Raw genomic sequence first — 25,975 nt, 5'->3', positions numbered from 1 at the left:
AAAAACCGGATCAATTACTCAACTTTCGTTGCTATTCTTAATTGGTATACGGTTTAGAAATAAAAAGCCATGACCTCATTAAAGATCACGGCATCATTTAGTTTGTTAATCCGATAAAGAACAACCTGCTTTATTAGTATTTATAAGTTAATCCTGCAAATATTTGCTGACGTTCAACCATATATGTATCCGTTCCATTCGCTAACTTTTTATCAAGAAGGTTCGTTAAGCCTGCTCTGAGCGTAAGGCTATCACTATGCTCATAATTAGCAGCCAAACTCATGATTGTATGACGTTTTTGCATACTTGATGTAGCTGTAGTAGCAGTCAAATATTGCTTACCTTGGTATTGTGCAGCCAGTTCTAAACTTAAGGGATCAATTGGCTTCCAATTCAACGCAGAGTTAACAATTAACTTAGGTGTTGTAAGCAAAGGCGTATTTGTATCTTTATCTTTTGCTTCAAAGAAATACGTGGCATTGTTATTCCAATTCAAATTATTCATGATTGGATAATTTGCAACTAATTCTAGGCCACGTGTGATAGCAGAATTGATATTCTCATTACGAGTAAACCAATTTCCATAATAATAACCTAAAGGTGAGTAAGCAATTTTATTTTTAAAATCAGTATGGAAGTAAGTAATACCTAAATCCGAACCAAAACCTGAATAATTTATACCAATTTCATAATTAGTACTTTCCTCAGGTTTCAAGTTGGGATTTCCTGTCATATAGCAACTACCACTAGTGTAGATATGTGGGGCATTTTTTTCGTCATACCACGTTCTTCCCAGTAGACCACGACAACCGTTACCGCCAGATCTTGTGGCTGCACCTGCTGTAGATTCTTTTACAGTTGGTGCACGAAAACCTTTAGCTACACCGCCTTTAATTACTAAATCTTCAGTTGGGCTATAAACTAAATACGCTCGTGGGCTGTGGTGTGATCCATATTTATCATCATGATCTAAACGATTACCCACTGTTAGTTTAAGGTTATCTAGCAGTGAAATATTATCTTCAACAAATAATGCCCAGCTTTTATTATCGACCGTAGGATTACTATAACTTTTTCCATCCCAGCTACCACCAGGAAGTGTCCCAATAGTACTGGTATTGGTAAGCTCTTGTTTTTTCCATTGGCCACCCACTGTAATAGCTTGTTCCAGCAGGAAATCAAACGGCATGCTTAAACTGCCTTCGACGATCGTTTCATTTGACTTTGTTATTGAACCACTTAAACTTTGATCATAATCATTATAGTAAGCATTTAATTTTGATTTCCCTATCGCCCACTCACCTTCATGTGAAATTCCATAATTATTATGGGTTAGTTCGCTTGGTCCCCAACTTGTTTCTGATTCTGCACCTGTCAAAGCATTAACTTGAGAACCCTTTGTATTTTTTTGAATACTGTGACCTGCATCAAAACTAAGTGAATGCTTATCTGTTAGCTGATAATGCAGCATTGCATTGTAATTTTGGTCTTTTGATCCTGTTGTGCCGTCTCCTGCTTTACGCTCTTTATCTGCTTCACGCTCAGTTAAACCCGCAGTTAAGCGCAAGCCTAAATTATCAGTTAATGGGCCTGCCGCCATAACACCTGTTTGCACTGATGTGCCTAATTTTGAAGAAGTTGTAGGCTGAGTATAGTTTAGAGTGACATTTCCACCCCAAACATCTGGAATTTTTCGAGTAATAATATTAATTACACCACCCATTGCATCTGACCCATAAAGAGAAGACATTGGGCCACGGACGACTTCAATACGTTCGATCATATCGGGTGTAATCCAATTCAAGTCTTGACGACCTAAGTCTGGACGGTAGCTTGTATCTCTAGAAGATCCTATACGCTTACCATCAACTAAAATTAATGTGTAGTTGTCAGGTAAGCCACGTATTTTAATCTTAGAGCCATCTTTAGATGGACTTGTACCACCTGTTACACCAGGCACTTTACTTAATAACTGCCCAAGACTTGATACTGGCTGCTTCTCAATATCTGCTCTTGTAATGACACTGATACTTGCGGGTGCTTCCTTAATATTGACAGCTTGGCTGCTAGCAGTCACCACAATGGTGTCTAACTTCACTGTTTCTTCTGATTTATCATTAGCATGAGCTGACACTGACAGGGCTGTTAGTACTGACATTGATAATGCAGTAAGAATTAAGTGTTTATTCATGTTTATACGCATCTTTAATTATGGAGAAATTACGAACCAATTGTTGCGTATTGTATCCACAAGCACTCATTGATGCAAACAATAATGGTAATAATTATTATTTACATCAATGAGGTTGGGTAATGTCTCTCATGAAAAGCTCATAAAATTCAACCAATAATAAAAAAGCCCACATTTCTGTGAGCCCTACACGTCTTTCCGTGCTGTCAACAATTCACAATCTTCATCGATTGTTAGGACAGCTCTCCACCGACCTGATATAAATATATATGATTATCATTAACATTCAATACTTATTATCAATTGAATATTAGAATATCAAGTAATACTAAACAATTTGAAACCATTCTTTCACTTAAAGATCTATTAGAGTTTCTTTGATCAACAACCAATAACCCAATTCATTTTTTAGTTAATGGCCCTTATACCTTAAAAGCTTCGATTGCTCGAATTCGGGTTTGTTTCAAGTCCGCAATCGGTTTAGGATAATTTAAACTCAGATCGGGATTTTTATTATAAGGTTCATGGATTATTTCAGCATCTAAATGCGCCAATTCAGGAACCCACTGACGAATATAGTCACCATTATGATCAAATTTTTGTGATTGAGTGATCGGATTAAATATCCGAAAATAAGGTACTGAATCCATGCCTGTAGACGCACACCATTGCCACCCCCCATTATTTGCTGCTAAATCACCATCAACCAAGTGTTGCATAAACCATTGTTCGCCCAATCGCCAATCTATCAATAAATTTTTAGTCAGGAACATGGCTGTGATCATACGCACACGATTATGCATCCAACCCGTTTCCAGCAATTGGCGCATTCCTGCATCTACAATTGGAATACCCGTTTGCCCTTGCTGCCAAGCCGCTAAATCTTCGGGTGCATTACGCCATTGGATGCTCTGTGTATTTGCCTTAAATGGATAATGTTTAGAAAGCTGCGGAAAATCAAAAAGCGTATGTTGATAAAACTCGCGCCATAATAATTCATCTAACCATGTTTGCTGACCCAATTGCTCTATCTGAAAATGCCCGTGTTGTAGCCGAAATAAAGCTTGAATACATTGACGAATGGAAAGAATGCCTAAATTTAAATAAGGTGATAATTGGCTGGTGGAATCTAAATGAGGAAAGTCGCGTTCTTTCTGATAGTTAATCACTTTATCATTAATAAAATCATCCAATGCCGTTAAGGCATACTCTTCACTTACAGGCCAGTAAGCTTGTTGTTTTCTAACAAATTCTGAATATTCATATGTAACCGTCAAACTTGATGCTTCAAAAATATCATGATTCTGAAGATCGGCCTGTACTTCAATTTGAGGGTAACACTGAGGCAAACTTAAACTGAGCTGTTCATAGCATTGTTTCTTGAATGCACTAAAAACTTGATACGGTTGTTTTGTTTTATTGCGAACAGCCCCTACAGGAAATAGAGTACGATCATGATACAACTCAAATGTTTTATTATATTTTTCGAGCAATTGTTGAACTTCAGCATCTCGCTTTAACTCATTTACACCAACCTCAATATTGGCATGTATACATTCAATATCCAGTTTTTGTGTAAGCTTAGCAATAACCTCAGGAATATCCTTCCAAAAAGAAACTTCCTGAATCAGCAATGGAATATTTAGATTTTTTAACTGTTTTTTAAGCTCTTGTAGTTGTCTTAAGTAAAAATCTATTTTAACTGCTGCATCGTCATGTAAAGCCCATTGACCAAATGAGATTGCTACGAAAGCAACGCAAGAACCTGCTTGTGTAGCATGCCAAAGTGCCGCATGGTCTTGAATGCGTAAATCTTGTCGAAACCAAATTAATTGCATAGACATTACAAAAGCTCAAGATATTTATTCACTATTATTTTATGAAAAATAAACAAATAAAAACAGCATGAAACACAAGTTTTGTACTTTAGATCATTCATTATTAATATTATTTTAGTCTGTTTAATTGTCGAAATTCACTCAAATCATCATCAACAATACAATTCATATTCGAACCACTGCTATTAACTATTCTGCTTATTAAGTTTATAGCCTGAAAATATTCTCAAATTACACAGTAAAGATTTTTAAAGTACCAAATTTGTAAAATTCATGATCTTTATTCATTCTATTTGCTTTAATAATAAGAGTGAATAGAAACAAAGAGACCGCTAATGTGTGCAAATTTTAAAGCCATCAAACGAAATCGAGCATATCTGCTGGGTCTTTCTGAACCTCCATTTGAATTTCCTGAAGATGTTTTTCCTTTATATGATGCACCCATTTTAATACATGGTGCCGATCACCCAGAATGGGATCTTGCTAAGTTTGGTCTTATTCCATCTTGGGCTAAAGAGTTAAAATATGGTCGTCACACCTACAATGCCAGAACTGAAACTGTCGCTGAAAAGCCGAGTTTTCGCCATGCATGGCATAAAAATCAATTTGCCCTAATACCCGTCGATGCTATTTTTGAACCTAAATATATCAATGAAAAACCTTATTGGTATGAAATTTCTCGTAAAGATGGCTTACCCTTCACTATTGCTGCAATCTATGAAAATGCGGTCATCAACAATCAACCGATTCGATCTATGAGTCTGTTAACCATCAATGCCGATCAGCACCCTTTTATGAAGCAGTTCCATGCACCAAACCATGAAAAGCGCTCAATTATTGTCATTCCTGAAGAAAATAGAATTGATTGGCTGAATTGCACACCCAGTGAAGCAACTCAATTTTTCTTTGCAATGAAAGATGAGTATGTCGCTGTACCTAAAAAGACTCATCGGTAAAATCTATTTTAATGACCTTTTATTTATGTACAACCTTATTTAAAAGCTGTGATTTTAATTAGATAAGAATGTTATTTATTGATTAGCAAAACTTTAGCAAAAAGTTCTAAGTTATTTTTATTTTCAAGCAGCGCAACAACGAATAATACGCAAAAGAATAGCTCATATTTCAATCTCAATCACTCCAAAATAATGGCTTAAAAATGATACTGATCCATAAAGGTAAACTTAGTTAACGTTTTGTTTGCTTTTGCATATATATACGATAAAAATTTCAGAATGTCTTAAATTAGATAGGCAAGATTACCGCTATTATAGGAGAGGTATGACATGACGACTATCAATGTGAATGACATTACTAAACATGCAGATGTTATTGCATTATGTGGGACAAAAGTAGGAACCGTAGATCATCTTCAAGGGTCAGATCAGCTTAAGTTAACAAGACATGAAGATGGTCATCATCATTTTATTCCCCTTACATGGGTTAATGAGATTAACAATAATCAAGTTATGCTCAATAAAGACGCTGAAGAAGTAAAAAGTCACTGGGTTACTGCTCAAGATTAAGGTAACTATTCAAAAGTAAGCCCTTTTATTTTGAAGGGCTTATTAATGATTAAAGTACTGTTTACAGCCTTCAAAAAATTCTTGATTAAAATTTATGGTTGGATCATCTTTTTCATCATCACACTGATCTATGGACTTAAGTTGATTGTCTTTAGCATAGCGATAACCATTGTATTGTTCCGTCCCTTCTGTAAAACCAGCTAACTTTTCTGGCTGTATAACATACTGAAATATGAAAAATGCAGCTATACCCAAAATAGCTAAAACTGTGCTTAGTATTTTCAATTGTTTTGGTAGCATTTTTTACTCGCTGTATTCGCAGCATCAGAAAATAAATATACATTAAACTCTCCAATATTTCCTTGATATTTTATTATTTAATGACTAATCGTTTTATTTATTTTACTTTATGACATATATTCATTTTATAAAAAACTTATATAATAAAATTATAATTTTATATTAAAATAATACCTCATCACTTAGATATTATTTATTTTAATTTATCTGAATGACTCCTTACAAACCCATATTTTTCCATCTATATTTACACGATCCTGTTCAAGGAGGATTAACTCCTTACCATAATAATTCGTAAGGTTTATAAAATTTCCATTTTTATCATAATTAGCCCAAACTCCTCTCTGAATATCAGGGCTTTCCAATTTATAAAATGTAACTAACTTTTGTGGATATGTTGTATTCATCTCACATAGCCTTATTAATTTGCTAGATAAGGATAATCCTCTTCTATAAAAAAAATCTCACCAGTAGAATTCGATATCCATTGATAAGTCCCTATAATTTTTGTTAATTTTTCCTTTGATGAATCATATACATTAATTAAATGACTATCGTCATCATATTCACCCATGTACATGAACTTGGGTAAAGTTTTAAAGTCTTCATTCATCTTATAGGCTTTAACTGGTCTGATGTGCATCATTGCCTCCTTAACTATTTAAAGGGACCTGAGCCCCCTTAAAACTTAAGTTTTGAATACAATTTTTTATTTCTGCACCTGTGATTGCTTCTCAGATGATCGCTGTTCATTATGCCTATGGTCTTGCTGTGGTAAATGATGAGGCTGTTTTATCGGTTGATTCCTTTGATGAGAATCTGTTTGATTTTGAGACTGTGATTTAGACATGATTCTATTCCTATTCAATATTTTAATTTATAGCAATATCAGTCCAATTATTAATGACATTATTAGCATATACCTAAGTCGAATTAATAAAAACAATCAGGATGTATCAAAATATAATATTAAAAAAAACAATACAATTAAACATTATTTTTAAAAATTTAAATATTTTTAATAAAATTATTCTATACAATTCTTAAGCGTATATATTTTTTTAACCATTATTTAAAAATAAAGTTATAATTTATGATTGAAAATTCAAGTTTTAAAACACATAACATGGAATACTAAAATAAATTCTATATGATATTTGAAAAAAATATTCATGAATTGAATTTAAGTCATCAAGAATAACATCTAAGAAAATTATAAATTTTAATTGAATCATAATCTTAAAACTTGATATGCAACAGAATTGCTATAAAATAAAAGCTCAGTCAGAAGATAGCTTTGCTCGATTTATTTATTATAGTTGAAATATAAAGGGTATAAGATAGCTGCTTATATTTAAGATATACCATAAAAATCAATTAATTATACTAAAATCACAATAACTATGGATAGTATCAAATAAGGTTATTATTCAGGATCAAAAGTGAAGTACATATCCACATCAACTTGCTAGGCGAACCTGAACCAAAAATACCTTACAATGACTTAATCATGCTCTGGTTTTAGATGAAACAAATAAAAAAAAGCACCTTAAGGCACTTTTTTATTCAACTTATTACTGTTTAGTTAAACATTTGCCCAAATGCGTAAATTACAAACATAATCATAAGTGCAGATGACGAAGTTATTAATAATTCTAAAGTTTTCATCGACCACTCACTTTTCTTAAAGTGGAACATTATTTATACCTAGATATTGATTACCAATAAATGACAAAAAGTGACAAAAAACAGTTATAAATATACAAATATGTAAAAATTAATTTATGGCTAAGAAAAAATTCTACGAATTCAAATTGCTTACAACTGGAGCCAAAACGTTGCTACGCCCATTATTGCACCAATATAAAGAAATATTTGTATACTAAAGTCCTGTAAAAATATGATTTATTCCTATTGATATTTTATACCAATAGTAATATGAGTAATAAAAAAACCGCCTTAAAGACGGTTTTTAGATCAGTGACTATTTACTGTTTAATTCACACGTGAGGTGAATCGAAACATTTCATTAACACCTGTATAGAAGCTACGACCATCAAGATTCAAATCAATTTCAACACCAGACTGAAGCAAGACTTTCTTTCCTACTTCAACCCATTTAAACCCATCGCGAGTACTTTGCATTTTTTTTAAAGGCACCAACGAGACAACAATTTCACTACCATTTACAGATTTTGCTACTAAATTTTCAATATTATTCAACATTTACACCAAATTTCAAACACATATAGAAATACCACCATTGGCATTTCGAAATAACAACTTTAATTTTGACAATTCAAACGAGATAAGACTTATATATCAATTTTAAAAGATAACATTTTCATGTCATTTTTATTGTTGAGGTAAGTATAACAGAAATACAAATTTAATCACCCATTACTTATCAGTCTTACTAATATTATTTGCATCAAAATATTTCAAACCTACAGATTAAAAGTGACTCTAAGTCACTCATACTTGATGTTGTGTCATTAAGTAATCTGATATCAATCGTGCTGACCATGATTGTGTATTTAAACCTTCATAAAAACCGCAATGACTGCCCTTTTTCGTGGTCACCACCATCATATTGGGCATTTTTTGAATCATTTCTTTATAAGGTTCAAAATTACGAATATCACAAACTGGGTCATCTTCGGCATTTAAAATCATTAGAGGAATTTTAATATTTTCAAAGACAAAAATTGGATTTGTGGCTTGATTATAAGCCTCAAAACTATTATAGCCTGCTAGTTCAAAATAGTGAGATTGAAATTCTTGTAAGCTTTTTGTCGCCAAAACTCGCTCTAATGATACTGTGTATTTCCATGTCTCTGCATAAGGATAAATAAAAGCCTTAAACAATTTCTTAGTCATCACCTTGGTATAAAAAGGATGTACATTTTTAAATCCAAGCTCTGTGTCATAACCTGGACATAATGCAAAAGCAGCTTTAAATGGTGTTTTCTGACCTTCTTCACCCAAATAGCGAACCAATAAACCTGTTCCAGCAGAAGAACCGACTGCATATAAAGTTGAATTTGGAAATTTATTTTGAATATGCGTAATTTGCTCACGCAAATCATCCGTTGAGCCAAAAATAGACATTTTAGGTACAGGCATCGGTAAATTAGCATGCCCACGGCGCAAACATAATGCGATACGCCAACCTGTATATGCATGTAAATCACGCACCAATTCACGCATACTTTCTGGTGAACCCGTTATGGTATGCATTAATACAATGGTGGGTGTGGTATCAGGTAAATGTAAACCATGCCATGCGATTGCGGTGACACCACCGTCAGGCATGTGTAATTGTTCAATTGCATCGTATTTTAAATGAATAGTCTGTTTCTTAATTAAATCAAAATACAGCAAATGCGCATGTTTGTTCGATAACCACGGTGTTGGTCGATACTTTTGTTTCAGTTGAGGTAGCTCATCTAATAACTGTTTAACCTGACCATTTGGATCATAATACAGCGTTGGCACTTCTGCCCCTGTCACTTGATCAAGCCATGTTTGCGTCAATTGATTAATTCTTTTAAGCACCGACCACATTGTTTCTAAACCTTCATTGAGCAAATTAAAATGCTTGCCTGTCATGACTGAATTTAAAACGTAAGTTCAGTTTAAATAACAGCAAGCACTCATTTATAGATAACCACACTTAGGCTTAGGCTATTATGCCTTTGGCATAAAGGCAGCCATACGCTGTCCCATTTGAACTGCAAGTGCGTCTAAACCACTTTTCGGACGAATCATCACTTCAAAATCAACAATTTGACCATTTTCATTAAAACGAATCATATCAATCCCCTTTAGTTTCTTTTCACCCACATTGGCAGAAAACTCAAGGACTACACTTAAACCATCTTCTGTATAAAATTCACGGTGATATGTAAAGTTTTCAAAAACTTGAATTACATTGGTCAAAATAAAGAAAACCACTTGTTTTCCTGGATAAGGATTAAATGCAACGGGTGAACGAAAAACTACATCTTCAGCCAATAATTCATTCAAAATTGACATATCTTTTGTATCTAGCATTTCATGCCAACGCTTTATTGATGCTTGTGTTTGTTGTACTGACATTTTCAAGTCCTTTTCCATTATTTTTACAACATAAAAAATAGAGGAAATATTTCTATTTCCCCCTCTCTACTTCGTTAAATGACCGCGGCTAAATCTGCACCTTGGCGAATAGCACGTTTTGCATCGAGTTCACCGGCTTCTTTAGCGCCACCTATTAAATGAACATTTTTCCCATCGGCTTTAAGTTGATCAAACATCGCCGTAAATGGCTCTTGTCCTGCACAAATCACCACATGATCAACTTCAAGCACTGTAGGCTGACCATTCACTAAAATATGTAAACCTTGATCATCAATTTTTTCATAACTCGCGCCTGAAACCATTTTCACATCACGATGTTTTAAACCTGTACGGTGAATCCAACCTGTCGTTTTACCCAAGCCCGCACCAACAGAACTTGCTTTACGCTGTAGCAAGTAAATCTCACGATTCGACTTTTCTAATTCTGCTGATTTTAGACCACCGACATTTTCATAGCTGGTATCAATGCCCCATTCATTATAAAACTTCTCAGGATTCAGACTCGCACTCTCACCTTCATGACTAAGATACTCAGCTGTATCAAAACCAATACCGCCAGCACCAATAATGGCAACACGTTGACCAACAGGCTTACGTTCTTTGAGTACTTCGATATAAGTCAGTACTTTCGGATGATCAATGCCATCTATGTCTAAATCACGCGGTGTAACACCCGTTGCAACCACAATGTCATCAAAATCAGACTGACTTAATGCTTCATATGTCGCTTTATGATTGAGTACTAATTTAATATTCGGTTGTAATTCAATTTTACGTTGGAAATAACGTAAGGTTTCATAAAATTCTTCTTTACCTGGAATGGTTTTAGCAATATTGAACTGCCCACCAATTTGATTGGAAGCTTCATAAAGCGTGACATTATGTCCACGATCTGCTGCATACGTTGCAAAGCTTAGACCTGCTGGGCCTGCGCCAATCACGGCGATATTTTTAGCCACAGCAGATTCTTTAAAAATGAGTTCTGTTTCATAACAAGCACGTGGATTGACTAAACAGGTTGCAATTTTCATTGAGAAAATATGATCTAAACACGCTTGGTTACAACCAATACAGGTATTAATTTCATCACTACGCCCTTGTTCAGCTTTTTGAACAAAGAATGCATCCGCAAGCATTGGACGTGCCATAGAAATCATATCAGCATGACCAGAAGCCAATACATGCTCTGCCATTTCAGGCGTATTAATTCGATTTGATGTAATCAGTGGCACGTTAACCAAACCTTTAAGTTTTTCGGTTACCCAGGTAAACGCAGCACGCGGTACTTTAGTGGCAATGGTCGGAATTCGTGCTTCATGCCAACCTACACCTGTGTTGATAATGGTTGCACCCGCTTTTTCAATTTCTTTAGCAAGTTGTACCACTTCATCTAAAGTTGAACCGCCTTCAACCAAATCCAGCATAGATAAACGATAAATAATAATGAAGTTTTCGCCTACTTCTTCACGAGTACGTTTCACAATTTCAATCGGGAAACGAATCCTGTTTTCATAGCTACCGCCCCACTCATCATCACGATGGTTGGTACGGGCTGCAATAAATTCATTAATAAGATAGCCTTCTGAACCCATAATTTCCACGCCATCGTAACCTGCGTATTGAGCCAATTTGGCACAGTTCGCAAAGTCTACAATGGTTTGATTAACTTCGGCTGATGTTAAAGCATGTGGTTTACTCGGATTAATAGGCGCTTGAATAGCAGAAGGTGCAACCAATTCAGGCTGATAAGAATAACGCCCAGTATGTAAAATTTGTAATGCAATCTTACCGCCAGCAGCATGTACTGCCTGAGTAATCACTTGGTGTTTATCAGCTTCTTCACGGCTGTCTAATTTAGCCCCGCCTGCAAATGTCAGACCTGCATCATTCGGTGCAATTCCCCCAGTGACAATAAGCCCCACACCACCTTGAGCACGTTCAGCATAAAAAGCAGCCATTCGATCATAACCACCCGGTGCTTCTTCTAATCCCACGTGCATAGATCCCATCAATACACGGTTTTTGAGTGTGGTAAAGCCTAAATCTAAAGGTGCTAACAGATGAGGGTAATTAGACATATGATCTCCTTGGCGTGCTTTGTAAGCTAGCTAATAATGTATTTAATGCAACTTGTTGCATAAGTTATATTCTAGATTTGATTTTTATGCAACATGTTGCATAATGATCTGGTAATTTTTTACTGACTGAGTCGTTTATGTCTTTAGCCCATGTTTTATTAACGAGCTTAATTGAAAAACCAAGTACTGGAATTGATTTAGCACGTCGCTTTGACCGTTCTATGGGTTTCTTTTGGAATGCAACACATCAGCAAATTTACCGTGAACTCAATGGTATGCAACAAAAAAACTGGATTTCAACCATTGAAGAACACAATACAAATAGTCGTAAAAAAACTTATCAGGTTGAACAATTAGGACGTGCTGAATTGGCCGATTGGATGGTCAAACAGAGTCCTCCAGCGCAATTACGTGAAGAGTTAATGGTGCGTCTACGTGCTGAAGCACAATTGGGAGGCAATAGTGTCCTTCCTGAATTAGAACGCCATCTAATTTTGCACCGAGAAAACCTAAAAATTTACCAAACTATTTTTGCAAAAGATTTTGCCAATCGTCATGATCAAGATCGAACCCAGTTTATTCATAAAATGATTCTACAACTTGGAATTGATTTAGAAATGGGTTGGATTAGCTGGTTGGAAACCATCATTCCCCAGTTAAAAGTATTTGATGAAAAATAACAAAATAAGGACATAACCATGCCACATTATCGCATGCCTGATGGTGAACAACTTTTTGTTCGTGAATTTGGTCAAGGCAAGCCTGTTTTAGTTTTATCGGGTTTAGGCATGCAAAGCTGGCAATGGCTGCCTTTCCTCTATCCCCAAGCAAGAAACAATAAATTCATTATTCCAGATTGGCGTGGTTTTGGTGGCTCTCACCATTGTGCTATTCCGGAACTAGATGCTATTTCCAGCCATTGGCGTGACATCAACAGTTTAACGGAACAACTTCAGTTCGATAAATTTTCCGTGATTGCTTATTCTATGGGCGCAACCACGGCAATGCATGGTATGCAATACGGTCATTTAAATGAACAATTAAACCGCTATTTACATATCGATCAAACACCGAAAATTTCTGTTGATGCCACGTGGCAGTATGGCTTATTGAGCCGCCAACAACCTGAATTTAAAAAGCTACTGACTGAAATATCAGACTTACTTGCATTTAATGCACCTGCACGTCTACTATCCGAGCTAAATCCAGCAGCTCGACAACACTTATTAGAACTTTGGCTGGTATTTATTCAGCTCCAATCCAGCAATAAGGTTACCCCTTTACTGTTTCAACTGGCCTTGAAGCAAGCTAAATTGCAGCCCCTTATTTTACCTATTCAGCGTTTGGATTATTTGGCATGGTATGTAAATAATTATTTACATCATAATGAAGACTATCGTCATGCCATTACACAGCTCTCTTGCCCGAGCACTTTTTTCATTGGAGAAAAATCGAGGCTTTACCCATCAACAGGGCAAAAAATCATTGCCAATAGTGTGAAAAACTCAAAACAAGTGATCTTTAAAAAGTCTGGGCATACACCACTCATCAGTGAACCGATCAAATTTGCTCATGAAATTGCTCAGTTTCTCAAAAATTCGGCATAAAGTTTTAATGTAAATTAGATCATTAAACGGATAGTTTTCACCCCTTCTAAAACAATCCAAGTTGCTTTTTTAGCTTTAACAAAGCCAGTTGAGTCCCATCAACTGCTATTCAATTTTTTAAATCTAAGCGGTATGCTGAAAAATAAGCTTTATTGTCTGAATAGTGATACAAATTTTTTAACATCTAATACAGGCTGTACGGATTGCAAAAATAAAATATATACGCATGTTTAAACAATAAAATTTATTGATTATAAACAGTACAAACCTGAAAAATTAAACAAATATAAAATTGACAAAGTGCAACGATAAACCTTTAATCTTCAATATTGTTGCATAAATGGAATTTTTAAATGCTGTCTGATCTTGATGATTTTTATTGCTTTGCATTGGTGGTTGAACATGGAGGATTTAGTGCGGCTGAACGCGCAACAGATATTCCAAAATCAAAATTAAGTCGTCGAGTTTATAATCTTGAAGAGCATTTGGGCGTTCGATTAATTCAGCGCAGTTCACGCCATTTTGCCGTGACTGAAATTGGCATGAATATTTATCGCCACGCGCAAGTGATGATGAATGCCGCTCAAGCTGCGCATGATTTAGTGGATCATTTAAGTACCCAACCTCGTGGCGTGATTAAAGTCAGTTTACCTGTATCTATCGCACAAAATGAAATTGCGAAAATTTTACCTCAATTTCTAAAAACATATCCTGAAATTAGAATCCAACTTATTGTCAGCAATCGCCGTGTCGATATCATCAATGAAGGCATTGATGTTGCCTTACGTGTACGTTCAAATTTAGATGATGACCCAAGTTTAATATTGCGCAAATTTGAAAACATTGAACAACATTTATTTGCTAGCCAAGCTTATCTGAATGAATTTGGTGATTTGAAACAACCTGAAGATTTGAGCCAACATCAAATTCTGAGTATGGCTGATGAACATTTAGATCAGCACATTGTGGTACACGATGAAAATAATCATCAGAAAAAAATCAAGGTTAACCCAATTGTCATGGGCTCTGACTTAATGATGCTCGCCCAATTGGCCAGACAAAATTGTGGGATTGCGCTACTACCTGATACCATCGTACAAGACTACGTACAAAGTGGTGAGTTAGTCCGCGTACTGCCAAATTGGAAAGCTCCGCATGGCATTTTACATGCTGTTTATCCATCACGTCGTGGACTACTCCCTGCTGTTCGTGTCTTTATTGACTACCTCGTTGCACAACTCAGTAAACAATAAATGACTAAATAAAAACCGTAATGGCTCAAGATTTGAAATGATAGATCAACTTTAGCCATTACACTTCAAACCACAACACCCCACTCATTAGATACACAAAGAAAAGAAATCAGTAAAAATTAACAAAAAAAAGCTTACCCGATGTGGGTAAGCTTATAAACTAAAAACAAGAAACTACAGCTAGAATCTCTGTGCGCATAATACAAATAAAATACAATCAAAACTAATAGTTAAAAAATATTAAACTTCTATTAAAAATAAAAAATACCTAAACAAAACAATATTTTATATTGAAAACTAATCGTTTAAATAACTTTATAAGTGTATAAAGTAGACAATACTATACTAAAGTATAAAAAAATTAATTTCTTACTTCCCATGCTAAAGCACTGGATTTTAAATTTCTGGATATGAACCTGTACCTTCTGGCCAAGGGGATAAAAGTTCAAAACCAGTATCGGTAACAACAACCATATGTTCCCATTGTGCAGTTAAAGAACGATCTGCTGTCACAACAGTCCAGCCATCTTTTAATTCTTTAACATTGGGTTTCCCTGCATTAATCATGGGTTCAATGGTAAAGACCATGCCTTTTTTAAGCTTCAGACCTTGACTGGCTTGACCATAATGCAAAACATTGGGTTGCTCATGATAAACCTGACCAATACCGTGACCACAATATTCACGGACAATGCTATACCCTTCACGATGCGCCACAGATTGAATAGCAAAACCAATGTCACCTAAAGTTGCATCTGGTTTAACCGCATGGATTCCTGCAACCATGGCTTCATACGTTGTTTCAACTAATTTTTTGGCCTCTGGTTTAACTGTACCTACGTAATACATACGACTGGTATCACCAAAATAACCATCTTTAATAATTGCAACATCAATATTAATAATATCGCCATCTTGTAAAATAGTTGTTGCAGATGGAATACCATGACAAACAACTTCATTCGGAGAAATGCAGGTGGTTTTGGTATAGCCATAATAACCAACGTTTGCTGGAATCACTTTGAGTGTATTCACAATAAAATCATTACAAATATCATCTAGGTATTCTGTACTTACACCGGGCTTGACATACTCCCCTATCATTTCCAAAACCTGAGCTGCTAAACGCCCGGAAATACGGAGTTTTTCGATATCTTGCTCAGTTTTAATGGTAATAGCGGAAGCCTTCATTGTCTCATCCTCATATATAAGGCTTTTGATTATAGACCTTTTCGTATTTTTTTGTTTAATCCCTGTATATAAAGCACTTAAACTTAGATTTTTCAGCTTTTTAATGCCTAATTTACAAACATTTAAAATGCTGTTGCAAAGAAAATAAAGCGCGGTAATTTCTTAAAAACAAAGAATATTTTTATTTTTTTATTCAATAATCAACATGATAAATCAACCTAAATTTAGCCATTTGTTCAGCTACATTAATTTTCATATAAATAAAATTCATACCTAGCATAAAATAAATTACCAAAAAACTTTCGTATCCTCTAAAATCACCCCTTTTAGTCAATCCATCTCCTTTTCATGACAAATCTCCGTACAAGAGATATTATTGCCTTAGGTTTTATGACCTTTGCACTTTTTATTGGTGCAGGCAATATTATCTTTCCACCTATTGTGGCTCAACAAGCCGGTGAACATGTATGGTTGGCCGCATTTGGTTTTTTAATCACTGCTGTTGGTCTACCTGTTATCACCATTATGGCGCTATCACGAGTAGAAGGATCTATTCAAAACTTAAGTTCTCCTTTAGGTAAAATCGCAAGTCTGGTTTTAACGATCTCGTGTTACTTAGCCGTTGGTCCTTTATTTGCGACTCCACGTACAGCAACGGTTTCATATGAAATCGGTTTTTCTTCTTATTTTGGTACATCAAGTAGCAGCTTGCTCATTTACAGTGCAATTTATTTTGCAATTGTGACTGTTGTATCTTTATATCCAAATAAACTGTTAGATACCGTGGGTCATTTCCTTGCACCGTTAAAGATTATTTCTTTAGCTGTATTAGGTATAGCCGCATTTGCAATTCCTGCTGGATTCATTCCACCAGCAATTAACAACTATGTGACGGCTCCTGTTTCTGAAGGCTTTGTGAATGGTTATTTAACCATGGACACTTTAGGCGCATTGGTCTTTGGTATTGTCATTATTCACGCGATTCATTCACGTGGCGTAACAGATAAAAAACTGGTGACCAAATATGCAGTGATCGCAAGTTTAATTTCAGGTGTCGGTTTAACCTTAGTTTATTTAAGTCTGTTCAAACTCGGTTTAGGAAGCCATGAAGTCGCTCCAAATGCAGCAAATGGTGCAGTGATCCTGCATGCATATGTACAACATGCTTTTGGCGATGTCGGTTCTCTTTTCTTAACCGGTATGATTTTCCTTGCCTGTATGGTAACAGCCATTGGTTTAACCTGTGCCTGTGCAGAATACTTCTCAGAACTCACTAAAATTCCTTATAAAATTTTAGTTTTTGTTTTAATTGGCTTCTCTTTCATTATTTCAAACTTGGGTTTAACCAAACTTATAGCCGTGTCTGTACCTGTGTTAAGTGCAATTTACCCACCAGCAATTGTGGTTATTTTACTAAGTTTCTTTTGGAAATTTTTCAATCGACCAACTCATGTTGTTGCACCAGTCACAGCAATTGCATTTTTATTCGGTATTCTTGATGGCATTAAGGTCGCAGGTTTCGAAGCTTATTTACCTGAATTTGTTCAGCATTTACCTTTAAATGCACAAAATTTAGCATGGCTGATTCCATCCTCTATTGTGCTGATTATTGCTATCGTGATTGATAAAGTTAAAAAATAACCAAAACCAATGTCATTAAAATCAAGTTTTACCCAAACCTGATTTTAGTCGTGATCAATAAAACACCATGTTTTACCCAAACAGCGTTTTATTGTTTACATTCTCAGACATTTTTTGGTTAAACCACTCTATTTCGTATGCTATACACATATGACTGTCTTAAAAGACCTATCTTTTCTCCTCAACACAGATACACATTCATATCTATCTGTAGTCACGCTCAAATCAAATTATTCTATTTGTTGGCATCAATATTGCCTATTTATTCTTCGACTATTGTTGAATATTGCCAGTAATCCAACGCTTGCTACACTAAAAGAGTAGACCTATATTTATTCAATAAATACTTGGTATTTACATTTTTAATAAAATTAGCATATGATTTTACCTGCATAGCATAGTTTTATTACAAAATAATGACATTTGCTATTGAAATAGTTGTAAATAACAAGTAAAACAATAGAAACCAATCTGACTAAAACAATAGGGTTTATGTCAAAATGACAGGAGGGGTGGAGATGTTATCATTACATTTCAATAAGGAAGTCTTCATTAACGCTCTAAAAGCAAATAAGAATATGGTCACCTATTTGAGTACCACCGTTGCTCTAATGCTGACACTCATTATGCATGGTTTAATTCAAGGCAATTTAAAACCTGAATTCTTTATGTATGCTTTTATTGTCTCAATTGCCTTTTATATTTGGGCTGTAGCCGATCAGAAGTATCGTCAGCAGAAACAAAATAATTCTAAAGAATAGAGGATGGGTGAACTTTCACCCATCTTAAAAAAGAAAAATAATCATTGATACATTTATAACTAAAATTAAAATACACTCAAACCCAAGATTGCCCCAAGTAACAACCCTGCTGTCGCGCCCAACTCCCCTACAACCAAAGCAATCATCGCACTGGTAAGCATCCATTTGGGTAACTGCCAACGTCCCATTTGATGCGGAACTTTAAATTGATTACTGGTATCCTTCAACCAACCATGCAACACATAACTTAAAATTGAAAAACTAAAAAAGAAAAGATTGATCAACACAAAAATTAAATTAACCCCTTCAGACCATACTGAAAAATAGGCTAAAACCGCAATAATCAAACTGGCTGGTGCATAAAGTAAGCTACTTCTATGTGCAATATCGACATAATAATGTGCACGAGCTTGTTCGGAGTGACGTATTTGATAATATTTCCACACCCCAGTGAGCATCCCCACCCAAAGAAAAACACCGCTAAATATAATTGCGAGCGAAACAGATTGAGTTAAATTTTCCATATTTATTGCTTTATATCCTTATTTTTAGAACGCTATTCTGACTTTAAAGTCATTCTTTATGCAAGTTTCTTTTTAGAACTTCGCTACAGTAGTCCTAAGTTAAATTTAACGTATGTTCTAAATATGAGTACATTTGAAACATTAGAAATCAGCTGTAAAGATGGATATTCCCTCAGTGGTCGGTTTTATGCAAAGCAAACTTCTCATAAAAAAAATCACCCCATTTTAGTTTGTCCTGCAACTGGAATCACGCAGCATTTCTATCAAGCTTTTGCGGAGTGGCTAAGCACACAAGGCTATGATGTTTTGAGCTTTGACTTCCGTGGTATTGGTCGCTCCCTACATGGTCCTTTAAACAAGTCTGAAGCCAGTATTGTTAATTGGGGGCAGCTTGATATTCCTGCCGCAATAGATAGTTTGTTATGTAAAACCCAAACCGATCAGGTTATTTTACTGGGTCATAGTGCGGGCGGTCAGCTTTTAGGTATTGTTCCAAATTATCAAAAAGTTGCTAAAGTTATTGCTGTTTCTGGCTCCACAGGACATGTGAAAGGCTTAAAAGGCAAAACCAAGCTTTTAGCCCCGCTTATGTTTAATGTTATTTTCCCATTAGCACGCATAACCAAAGGCTATGGGCCAACTCAAGCGATTGGCATGGGTGAAAACCTACCCAAAGATGTGGCTAAGCAGTGGGCTCAATTTTGCAGCAAACCCGGTTATGTCATAAATGCAATTGGCAAAACAGTATTTGAAGATTATCACGCTAAAATTGATTGCCCGATTACCGTGCTTTGGTCTTCAGATGATGAAATTGCAACTGCTACAAACGTGAAAGATTTACTACGTTTGTACCCAAATGCAAATACACAAATGATCGAGTTAAAGCCTAAAAGCTACGACCATAAAGCAATTGGTCATATGCTGATGTTTAAAAAATCACATCAGAACTTATGGTCAACCATCGAAAAGCAACTGCATATTTAGTCTAAACAGCTCCAACAAAAGCCACCTTTCTTTGGAAGATGGCTTTTTTATTACAACTATCCGCATTTTTTTCAGCATAAAAGCCCCAATTCATAAATTTAATTTTGTTAATTGATAAATATTTATTATATTAGTCAACTATTTTCAGCCCCGCTGTTTTTTCACTCCCCTATACCACATAAATGGATCATTTATGTCTTCGCACAAACAAAGCCAACTCAAGCATGGTTTAAGTAATCGTCACATTCAATTGATTGCTCTTGGCGGTTCAATTGGAACCGGTCTTTTCCTCGGAATTTCCCAAACCATTCAACTTGCAGGTCCAGCAGTCATTCTTGGTTATGCTATTGCAGGTTTAATCGCATTTTTTATGATGCGCCAACTCGGTGAAATGGTGGTAGAGGAACCTGTCAGTGGATCATTCAGTTTTTTTGCTTATAAATACTGGAATCCATTTGCAGGCTTTATGTCGGGCTGGAATTATTGGGTACTCAATGTTTTAGTTTGTATGGCTGAACTGAGTGCTATTGGCTTGTACGTGCAATATTGGTGGCCTGAAATTCCGACTTGGGTCTCTGCACTGGGCTTTTTTATTTTAATTAATATGATTAATTTAATGCATGTCAAAGTTTTTGGTGAAATGGAATTTCTATTTTCCATGATTAAAATTTTAGCCATTATTGGCATGATTGGCTTTGGTGCATACTTATTGGCAAGTGGTCATGCAGGTGAAACCGCATCTGTATCTAATCTTTGGGCACTCGGTGGCTTTTTCCCGCATGGAATTTCTGGTTTAGTCATGGCCATGGCAATTATTATGTTTTCCTTTGGTGGCATTGAATTGGTCGGCATTACCGCAGCTGAAGCCAAATATCCAACCAAAACAATCCCTAAAGCAGTCAACCAAATCGTATATCGGGTTTTATTATTTTATATCTGTACCATTTTTATTTTATTGTCTTTATATCCTTGGAACCAAATTGCAGAAGGTGGTAGTCCTTTTGTTTTAATTTTCGATTCTTTAGGCAGCCAATCTGTCGCAACTATTCTTAATTTTGTGGTTTTAACCGCAGCAATTTCAGTTTATAACGGCACCAGTTATGGTACGAGCCGTATGTTGTTGGGTTTATCTGAACAAGGCAATGCACCGAAATTTTTAAGCAAAATTAATCAACGTGGTATTCCCTACACTGCTATTTTAACCTCTGCTTTGGTCACTTTAATTTGTGTCATTTTAAACTACATGTTCCCTGAAAAAGCCTTTAAGTTACTCATGAGCCTAGTTGTTTCAGCTATTGTGATTAATTGGATGGTACTCTCACTAACGCATCTTAAATTTAAGCAGCGTATGCTTCAGCTTAAAAAAGTGAGTATATTTCCCAGTATTGCTTACCCGCTGACTAATTATATTTGTGTGATTTTCATGCTATGTATTTTAGTGATTATGTGGATGACACCAGATATGCGTATTGCAGTAATGCTAATTCCTGTTTGGATTACATGTTTAAGTCTGGCGTATTGGTTGAAAATAAAGAAAAAGTAAATGCTGCGGATTTGATATTAATTGAAGATGTTTAGAATTGTTTGCTGAAAAAAATCTGAATTTGTGTTTTAATACACTCAGTTTGAGATGAGCCTCTTACAGTATATAAGCTTGACTTATATACGACTAACCCCTAACCATGGGGTTTTTTATTGTCTGCTTTTTTACAACAGACATGAAAAAAATAGGTTCACGACAACGCCAACCCTTTTCTAGATGCAATGATCTTAAATGAATAATTAACTCAAAAATGCGATGGTCATTTGAATTCCAATCGCATTAATAATAGTTTTTAAAAATATATTTACTCAATAAAAAACTGCATCTATTCGATATCATAGACCCAATTTTTAGCTTGTTTGTCTGTCGTTGTTTCACAAACATAGTAATAATCATCCCACAAATCTGGATGAAAAATTTCAAGTTTTCGATAAGTCACTGTTTTAGACTTCTCAACACACTCAAAACTATCACCTTGGTCTTTAATAGCTGTACCGTTTAGAAATCCACCGATACATAAAAATCGTCTTTGCTTTGCCATTTCGTTACGTCAACTTTTAAATCATTTTTTAATGTGTGGATTAAACGATTAATTTAGATAAGTGTAAAGTAAAGCTATTTACTTTACACTTATACTAAAAACTTAATAGCATTGATTACACTATATAAAGGCCTTTACCTTATAAAAAATTGATTTATTAGGTTAATTTTCAAGATAAAACTATTCATATCTATAAAACTAGCAACTTACAGAATATTTATGCAACAAAACCAACATCAACTAAAAAATAATCAACCAATTGATTATAAATTAATTTTTACTGAAACTCTCTTTTCTATATCTTTCAAAATGGCATTAGGCGCAATATCAAATAATAACATTTCCAACAAATATGGCTGACTTCCTACTCCATATACCTCAATTGAAAGCATCTTCATCAAATCACAATATTCATGATATGCATTTTTGTGACTGCGAAAAATATGTTTCTTACCACTTAGCCTAAAAATAGTCTGCATGTCATATTTAACTAACTCACTATTACGACCTTGTGGCTGCACAAATAAATCTACCTGAGGCGCATAATTAAACAGAAGCCAGTTCAACGCGTAAATAACTCTTGAATCATAAATAACGTAATCATTTGGATTCAAAAAAGAAGCAACTTTAGAAAATGACGAAATACGCTCAAAAGAAACTTTAGTTAGGGTCTTTTTTTCAAGTTCCGTCAAAAATTTTATAATTTTGGCATCATTCACATCGTTTTTTTTAAATGACCCGATACCTCCCCACTGCTGAATAATCCAATAAAAATGATCAAGAGTGTCCGTTAGCATTAAAACATTTTTCAAATTTTCTTTTAAATAGATATTTTGTTCAAAATTAGAATCATCCAAAGTTGGAATTTCTATTGGACAATTGCTAGGAACTCCCCATTCATAACTTTCGAGACTGAATTCTTCTGATAATTTTTTTAAAACTGTAATTAATTTCTGCATTTTAGATAAAAAATAAGGGCTGATTAATCAGCCCTCATCTTATACCGCTTATTACTTAATTTTCAATCAATTAAGTTAACTGAGCAGCAGCAATTTTCTTCGTATCAACATCTTTAGCAGCGTCAGTATAGTCGCCCATTTTGTCGAAGCTTAAGTATTGATAGATGTCAGAAGACATGCTGTCAATTTGAGCTGCATATTGTTGGTATTCTTCTGGCGTTGGTAGTTTACCAAGTACAGCAGCAACAGATGCAAGTTCAGCAGAAGCTAAGTAAACGTTAGCACCTTGACCTAGACGGTTCGGGAAGTTACGCGTAGAAGTCGAAACACAAGTTGTGTTCGGAGCTACACGTGCTTGGTTACCCATACATAATGAACAACCTGGCATTTCAGTACGCGCGCCAGCTTTACCATAAATGTTATAGAAACCTTCTTCCATTAATTGACGTTCGTCCATACGCGTCGGTGGAGCAATCCACAAACGAGTTGACAATACACCGCCTGGAACTTTTTCTAACAATTTACCAGTCGCACGGAAGTGACCGATATTTGTCATACAAGAACCAACGAATACTTCGTCAATTTTAACGCCTTGAACGTCAGAAAGAAGTTTAGCGTCATCTGGATCGTTCGGGCAGCAAAGAACTGGTTCTTTAATGTCAGCAAGATCAATTTCATACACTTTAGTGTATTCAGCATCAGCATCAGCTTTAAGAAGTGATGGATTTGCTAACCATTTTTCCATGTTCTCTACACGACGTGCCATAGTACGCGCATCGCCATAACCTTCAGAGATCATCCACTTAAGCATCGTGATGTTCGAACGAAGGTATTCAGCAACTTTCTCTTCAGAAAGTGTGATAGAACAACCCGCAGCAGAACGCTCAGCAGAAGCATCAGAAAGTTCGAATGCTTGCTCAACAGTTAAGTCAGTTTCCATTTCTGTTAAGTCGATCTCAAGGATACGACCAGAGAAGATGTTTTTCTTACCTTTCTTCTCTACAGTTAAGTCACCCGCTTGAATCGCGTAGTAAGGAATTGCATGTACAAGGTCACGTAGAGTGATACCAGGCTGCATTTTACCTTTGAACTTAACAAGTACAGATTCAGGCATATCTAATGGCATAACACCAGTAGCTGCAGCGAATGCTACAAGACCAGAACCCGCTGGGAAAGAAATACCAATTGGGAAACGTGTATGTGAGTCACCGCCAGTACCAACGGTATCAGGCATTAACATACGGTTTAACCAAGAGTGAATAATACCATCACCTGGACGTAAAGATACACCACCACGGTTCATGATGAAATCAGGAAGCGTGTGTTGCATTTGAACGTCAATTGGTTTTGGATAAGCAGCTGTATGACAGAAAGATTGCATAACGAGGTCAGCAGAGAAACCTAGGCAAGCCAAGTCTTTCAATTCGTCACGAGTCATAGGACCTGTTGTATCTTGCGAACCAACAGTGGTCATCTTAGGTTCACAGTAAGTACCTGGAAGTACGCCTTGCCCCTCAGGAAGACCACAAGCGCGACCAACCATTTTCTGTGCTTGAGTAAAGCCTTTGCCAGTAGCAGCAGGTTGTACAGGAACACGGAACAATGTAGACACTGGAAGACCTAAAGCTTCACGTGCTTTAGTGGTTAAGCCACGACCAACGATTAAGTTGATACGACCACCCGCACGAACTTCGTCAAGAAGAACAGGCGTTTTCAATTCAGATTCAGCGATTTGTTCGCCAGCTTTGAATGCAGTTACTTTTGCAGCAGCATGATCAATCTTAAGAACGATTTCATCGCCCATGTTCATGTTAGCAACATCAATCTCAATCGGTAACGCACCAGCATCTTCCATAGTGTTGAAGAAAATTGGAGCGATTTTAGAACCTAAGCAGTAACCACCGTCTTTTTTGTTCGGGATGTGAGCAATGTCATCACCAAAGAACCAAAGTACAGAGTTTGTTGCAGATTTACGGCTTGAACCCGTACCAACAACATCACCTACGTAAGCAACTTGGTTGCCTTTCGCGATAAGTTCTTTAATTTGGTTGAGTGGACCAACTTCACCAGGAACTTCTGGGTTAATCCCATCACGTACGTTTTTCAACATTGCATTTGCATGCAACGGGATGTCTGGACGGCTCCAAGCGTCTTGAGCAGGAGACAAATCATCCGTATTCGTTTCGCCAGTAACTTTGAATACAGTCAGTTTAATTTCTTCTGGAACGTCTGCGCGGTTTGTGAACCATTCAGCATCAGCCCAAGATTGCATAACTGCCTGAGCATTTACATTGCCCGCTTTAGCTTTATCTGCTACGTCATGGAACGCATCAAATACTAAAAGTGTTTTTTTCAACGCTTCAGCAGCTAATTCAGAAAGTTCAGCATCATCAAGTAATGTAACTAAAGGTGCTACGTTATAACCACCAAGCATAGTACCTAGTAAGTAAACCGCACGTTCTTTAGAAATTAAAGGAGAAGTTGCGTCACCTTTTGCCAAAGCAGCCAAGAAAGCAGCTTTAACATAAGCAGCTTGGTCAACACCTGCAGGAACACGATTTTCTAGCAAATCAACTAAAAACGCCTCTTCACCAGCTGGTGGATTTTTTAATAGTTCAACCAAGTCAGCTGTTTGAGCATCATCAAGTGGCTTCGGTGGGACTCCGAGTGCGGCACGTTCTTCAACGTGTTGGCGGTAAGCTTCTAGCACGGTGTTATTCCTCTTTTTTAAAAAATTACTTATGAATTCCAGCTTCTTTCGAGCGTCACAAGTAATATGGACAACTAAATTTTACTAAAAATCTAGTTAAAAGTTAATGCAGTAGCGGTGTTTCTTCGTGATGCTCATTATTTTGTAGCTAAATGATGCCTTTTTTGATTAATTCACGACCGATTTAACTCTAATTTACACCTTTA

General features: G+C 35.9%; 23 protein-coding genes. 9 read left to right on the top strand and 14 right to left on the bottom strand.

Going from position 1 to position 25,975, the window contains the following annotated elements; all coding sequences use genetic code 11:
* Positions 1-133: 133 nt before the first annotated feature.
* The gene (locus BLV99_RS07110; protein ID WP_092689127.1) at positions 134-2,191 is read right to left on the bottom strand and encodes a TonB-dependent receptor domain-containing protein; all 2,058 of its coding nucleotides are present in this window, start codon (positions 2,189-2,191) and stop codon (positions 134-136) included.
* 422 nt (positions 2,192-2,613) lie between these two features.
* Positions 2,614-4,029 carry a cryptochrome/photolyase family protein gene (locus BLV99_RS07105; RefSeq protein ID WP_092689182.1) on the bottom strand — a complete coding sequence of 472 codons (1,416 nt, stop codon included), beginning with the start codon at positions 4,027-4,029 and terminating at the stop codon, positions 2,614-2,616.
* Between the two features lie 335 nt (positions 4,030-4,364).
* On the opposite strand from BLV99_RS07105, the gene BLV99_RS07100 reads away from it, so the two are divergent.
* Complete coding sequence (locus BLV99_RS07100) at positions 4,365-4,985, top strand: SOS response-associated peptidase (protein ID WP_092689124.1); 621 nt, start codon at positions 4,365-4,367, stop codon at positions 4,983-4,985.
* 330 nt (positions 4,986-5,315) lie between these two features.
* Positions 5,316-5,555 carry a DUF2171 domain-containing protein gene (locus BLV99_RS07095; protein WP_086166687.1) on the top strand — a complete coding sequence of 80 codons (240 nt, stop codon included), beginning with the start codon at positions 5,316-5,318 and terminating at the stop codon, positions 5,553-5,555.
* A 42-nt stretch (positions 5,556-5,597) separates the two neighbouring features.
* Here the strand turns inward: BLV99_RS07095 and BLV99_RS07090 are convergent, their stop codons facing one another.
* The 7 genes from BLV99_RS07090 to BLV99_RS07060 all read right to left on the bottom strand — a co-directional run bounded on the left by BLV99_RS07090 (position 5,598) and on the right by BLV99_RS07060 (position 12,055).
* Positions 5,598-5,855, bottom strand: a complete 258-nt coding sequence (locus BLV99_RS07090; protein ID WP_086185722.1) for a hypothetical protein — start codon at positions 5,853-5,855, stop codon at positions 5,598-5,600.
* 203 nt (positions 5,856-6,058) lie between these two features.
* Positions 6,059-6,262: a hypothetical protein gene (locus BLV99_RS07085; protein ID WP_004648895.1), complete on the bottom strand. Its 204-nt coding sequence runs from the start codon at positions 6,260-6,262 to the stop codon at positions 6,059-6,061.
* A gap of 14 nt (positions 6,263-6,276) precedes the next feature.
* On the bottom strand, positions 6,277-6,498 hold the full coding sequence (locus BLV99_RS07080) for a hypothetical protein (protein WP_092689121.1): 222 nt from the start codon (positions 6,496-6,498) through the stop codon (positions 6,277-6,279).
* Positions 6,499-7,850: 1,352 nt separating this feature from the next.
* The gene (locus BLV99_RS07075) at positions 7,851-8,081 is read right to left on the bottom strand and encodes a hypothetical protein (protein ID WP_004648892.1); all 231 of its coding nucleotides are present in this window, start codon (positions 8,079-8,081) and stop codon (positions 7,851-7,853) included.
* Positions 8,082-8,330: 249 nt separating this feature from the next.
* On the bottom strand, positions 8,331-9,422 hold the full coding sequence (locus BLV99_RS07070) for a YheT family hydrolase (RefSeq protein ID WP_092689179.1): 1,092 nt from the start codon (positions 9,420-9,422) through the stop codon (positions 8,331-8,333).
* Positions 9,423-9,545: 123 nt separating this feature from the next.
* Entirely contained in the window at positions 9,546-9,956 is a 411-nt protein-coding gene (locus tag BLV99_RS07065) for a nuclear transport factor 2 family protein (RefSeq protein WP_092689118.1), read from the bottom strand.
* Positions 9,957-10,030: 74 nt separating this feature from the next.
* Positions 10,031-12,055 (bottom strand): oxidoreductase, encoded by a 2,025-nt coding sequence (locus BLV99_RS07060; RefSeq protein ID WP_092689115.1) that lies wholly within the window; start codon positions 12,053-12,055, stop codon positions 10,031-10,033.
* A 137-nt stretch (positions 12,056-12,192) separates the two neighbouring features.
* Here BLV99_RS07060 and BLV99_RS07055 point away from each other — a divergent pair, with 137 nt between their 5' ends.
* The 3 genes from BLV99_RS07055 to BLV99_RS07045 all read left to right on the top strand — a co-directional run bounded on the left by BLV99_RS07055 (position 12,193) and on the right by BLV99_RS07045 (position 14,915).
* Positions 12,193-12,735 (top strand): PadR family transcriptional regulator, encoded by a 543-nt coding sequence (locus BLV99_RS07055; RefSeq protein WP_086184407.1) that lies wholly within the window; start codon positions 12,193-12,195, stop codon positions 12,733-12,735.
* An 18-nt stretch (positions 12,736-12,753) separates the two neighbouring features.
* Positions 12,754-13,662 carry an alpha/beta fold hydrolase gene (locus BLV99_RS07050; protein WP_092689111.1) on the top strand — a complete coding sequence of 303 codons (909 nt, stop codon included), beginning with the start codon at positions 12,754-12,756 and terminating at the stop codon, positions 13,660-13,662.
* A 353-nt stretch (positions 13,663-14,015) separates the two neighbouring features.
* Complete coding sequence (locus BLV99_RS07045) at positions 14,016-14,915, top strand: LysR family transcriptional regulator (RefSeq protein ID WP_092689108.1); 900 nt, start codon at positions 14,016-14,018, stop codon at positions 14,913-14,915.
* Positions 14,916-15,311: 396 nt separating this feature from the next.
* Here the strand turns inward: BLV99_RS07045 and map are convergent, their stop codons facing one another.
* Positions 15,312-16,106 carry a type I methionyl aminopeptidase gene (map, locus tag BLV99_RS07040; protein ID WP_092689105.1) on the bottom strand — a complete coding sequence of 265 codons (795 nt, stop codon included), beginning with the start codon at positions 16,104-16,106 and terminating at the stop codon, positions 15,312-15,314.
* Between the two features lie 348 nt (positions 16,107-16,454).
* Here map and brnQ point away from each other — a divergent pair, with 348 nt between their 5' ends.
* The gene (brnQ, locus tag BLV99_RS07035) at positions 16,455-17,747 is read left to right on the top strand and encodes a branched-chain amino acid transport system II carrier protein (RefSeq protein ID WP_092689102.1); all 1,293 of its coding nucleotides are present in this window, start codon (positions 16,455-16,457) and stop codon (positions 17,745-17,747) included.
* Positions 17,748-18,265: 518 nt separating this feature from the next.
* Entirely contained in the window at positions 18,266-18,508 is a 243-nt protein-coding gene (locus BLV99_RS07030) for a hypothetical protein (protein ID WP_086184412.1), read from the top strand.
* Between the two features lie 65 nt (positions 18,509-18,573).
* On the opposite strand, the gene BLV99_RS07025 is transcribed toward BLV99_RS07030, so the two are convergent.
* Positions 18,574-19,032, bottom strand: coding sequence for a hypothetical protein (locus BLV99_RS07025; protein ID WP_092689099.1), 459 nt, complete (start codon positions 19,030-19,032; stop codon positions 18,574-18,576).
* Between the two features lie 123 nt (positions 19,033-19,155).
* Here BLV99_RS07025 and BLV99_RS07020 point away from each other — a divergent pair, with 123 nt between their 5' ends.
* Both BLV99_RS07020 and BLV99_RS07015 read left to right on the top strand, forming a co-directional pair.
* Positions 19,156-20,016 (top strand): alpha/beta hydrolase family protein, encoded by an 861-nt coding sequence (locus BLV99_RS07020; protein ID WP_092689096.1) that lies wholly within the window; start codon positions 19,156-19,158, stop codon positions 20,014-20,016.
* Positions 20,017-20,209: 193 nt separating this feature from the next.
* Positions 20,210-21,559, top strand: a complete 1,350-nt coding sequence (locus tag BLV99_RS07015) for an amino acid permease (RefSeq protein ID WP_092689093.1) — start codon at positions 20,210-20,212, stop codon at positions 21,557-21,559.
* A 325-nt stretch (positions 21,560-21,884) separates the two neighbouring features.
* Here the strand turns inward: BLV99_RS07015 and BLV99_RS07010 are convergent, their stop codons facing one another.
* The 3 genes from BLV99_RS07010 to BLV99_RS07000 form a co-directional block, all read right to left on the bottom strand.
* Positions 21,885-22,100 carry a hypothetical protein gene (locus BLV99_RS07010; protein ID WP_092689090.1) on the bottom strand — a complete coding sequence of 72 codons (216 nt, stop codon included), beginning with the start codon at positions 22,098-22,100 and terminating at the stop codon, positions 21,885-21,887.
* 263 nt (positions 22,101-22,363) lie between these two features.
* Complete coding sequence (locus BLV99_RS18315; RefSeq protein WP_171259160.1) at positions 22,364-23,059, bottom strand: hypothetical protein; 696 nt, start codon at positions 23,057-23,059, stop codon at positions 22,364-22,366.
* 70 nt (positions 23,060-23,129) lie between these two features.
* Complete coding sequence (locus BLV99_RS07000) at positions 23,130-25,769, bottom strand: bifunctional aconitate hydratase 2/2-methylisocitrate dehydratase (protein ID WP_092689087.1); 2,640 nt, start codon at positions 25,767-25,769, stop codon at positions 23,130-23,132.
* Positions 25,770-25,975: the final 206 nt, after the last annotated feature.

The organism is Acinetobacter kyonggiensis, assembly GCF_900107285.1.
Taxonomy (GTDB): Bacteria; Pseudomonadota; Gammaproteobacteria; order Pseudomonadales; family Moraxellaceae; genus Acinetobacter; species Acinetobacter kyonggiensis.
This window is presented reverse-complemented; position numbering and strand designations above follow the sequence as displayed.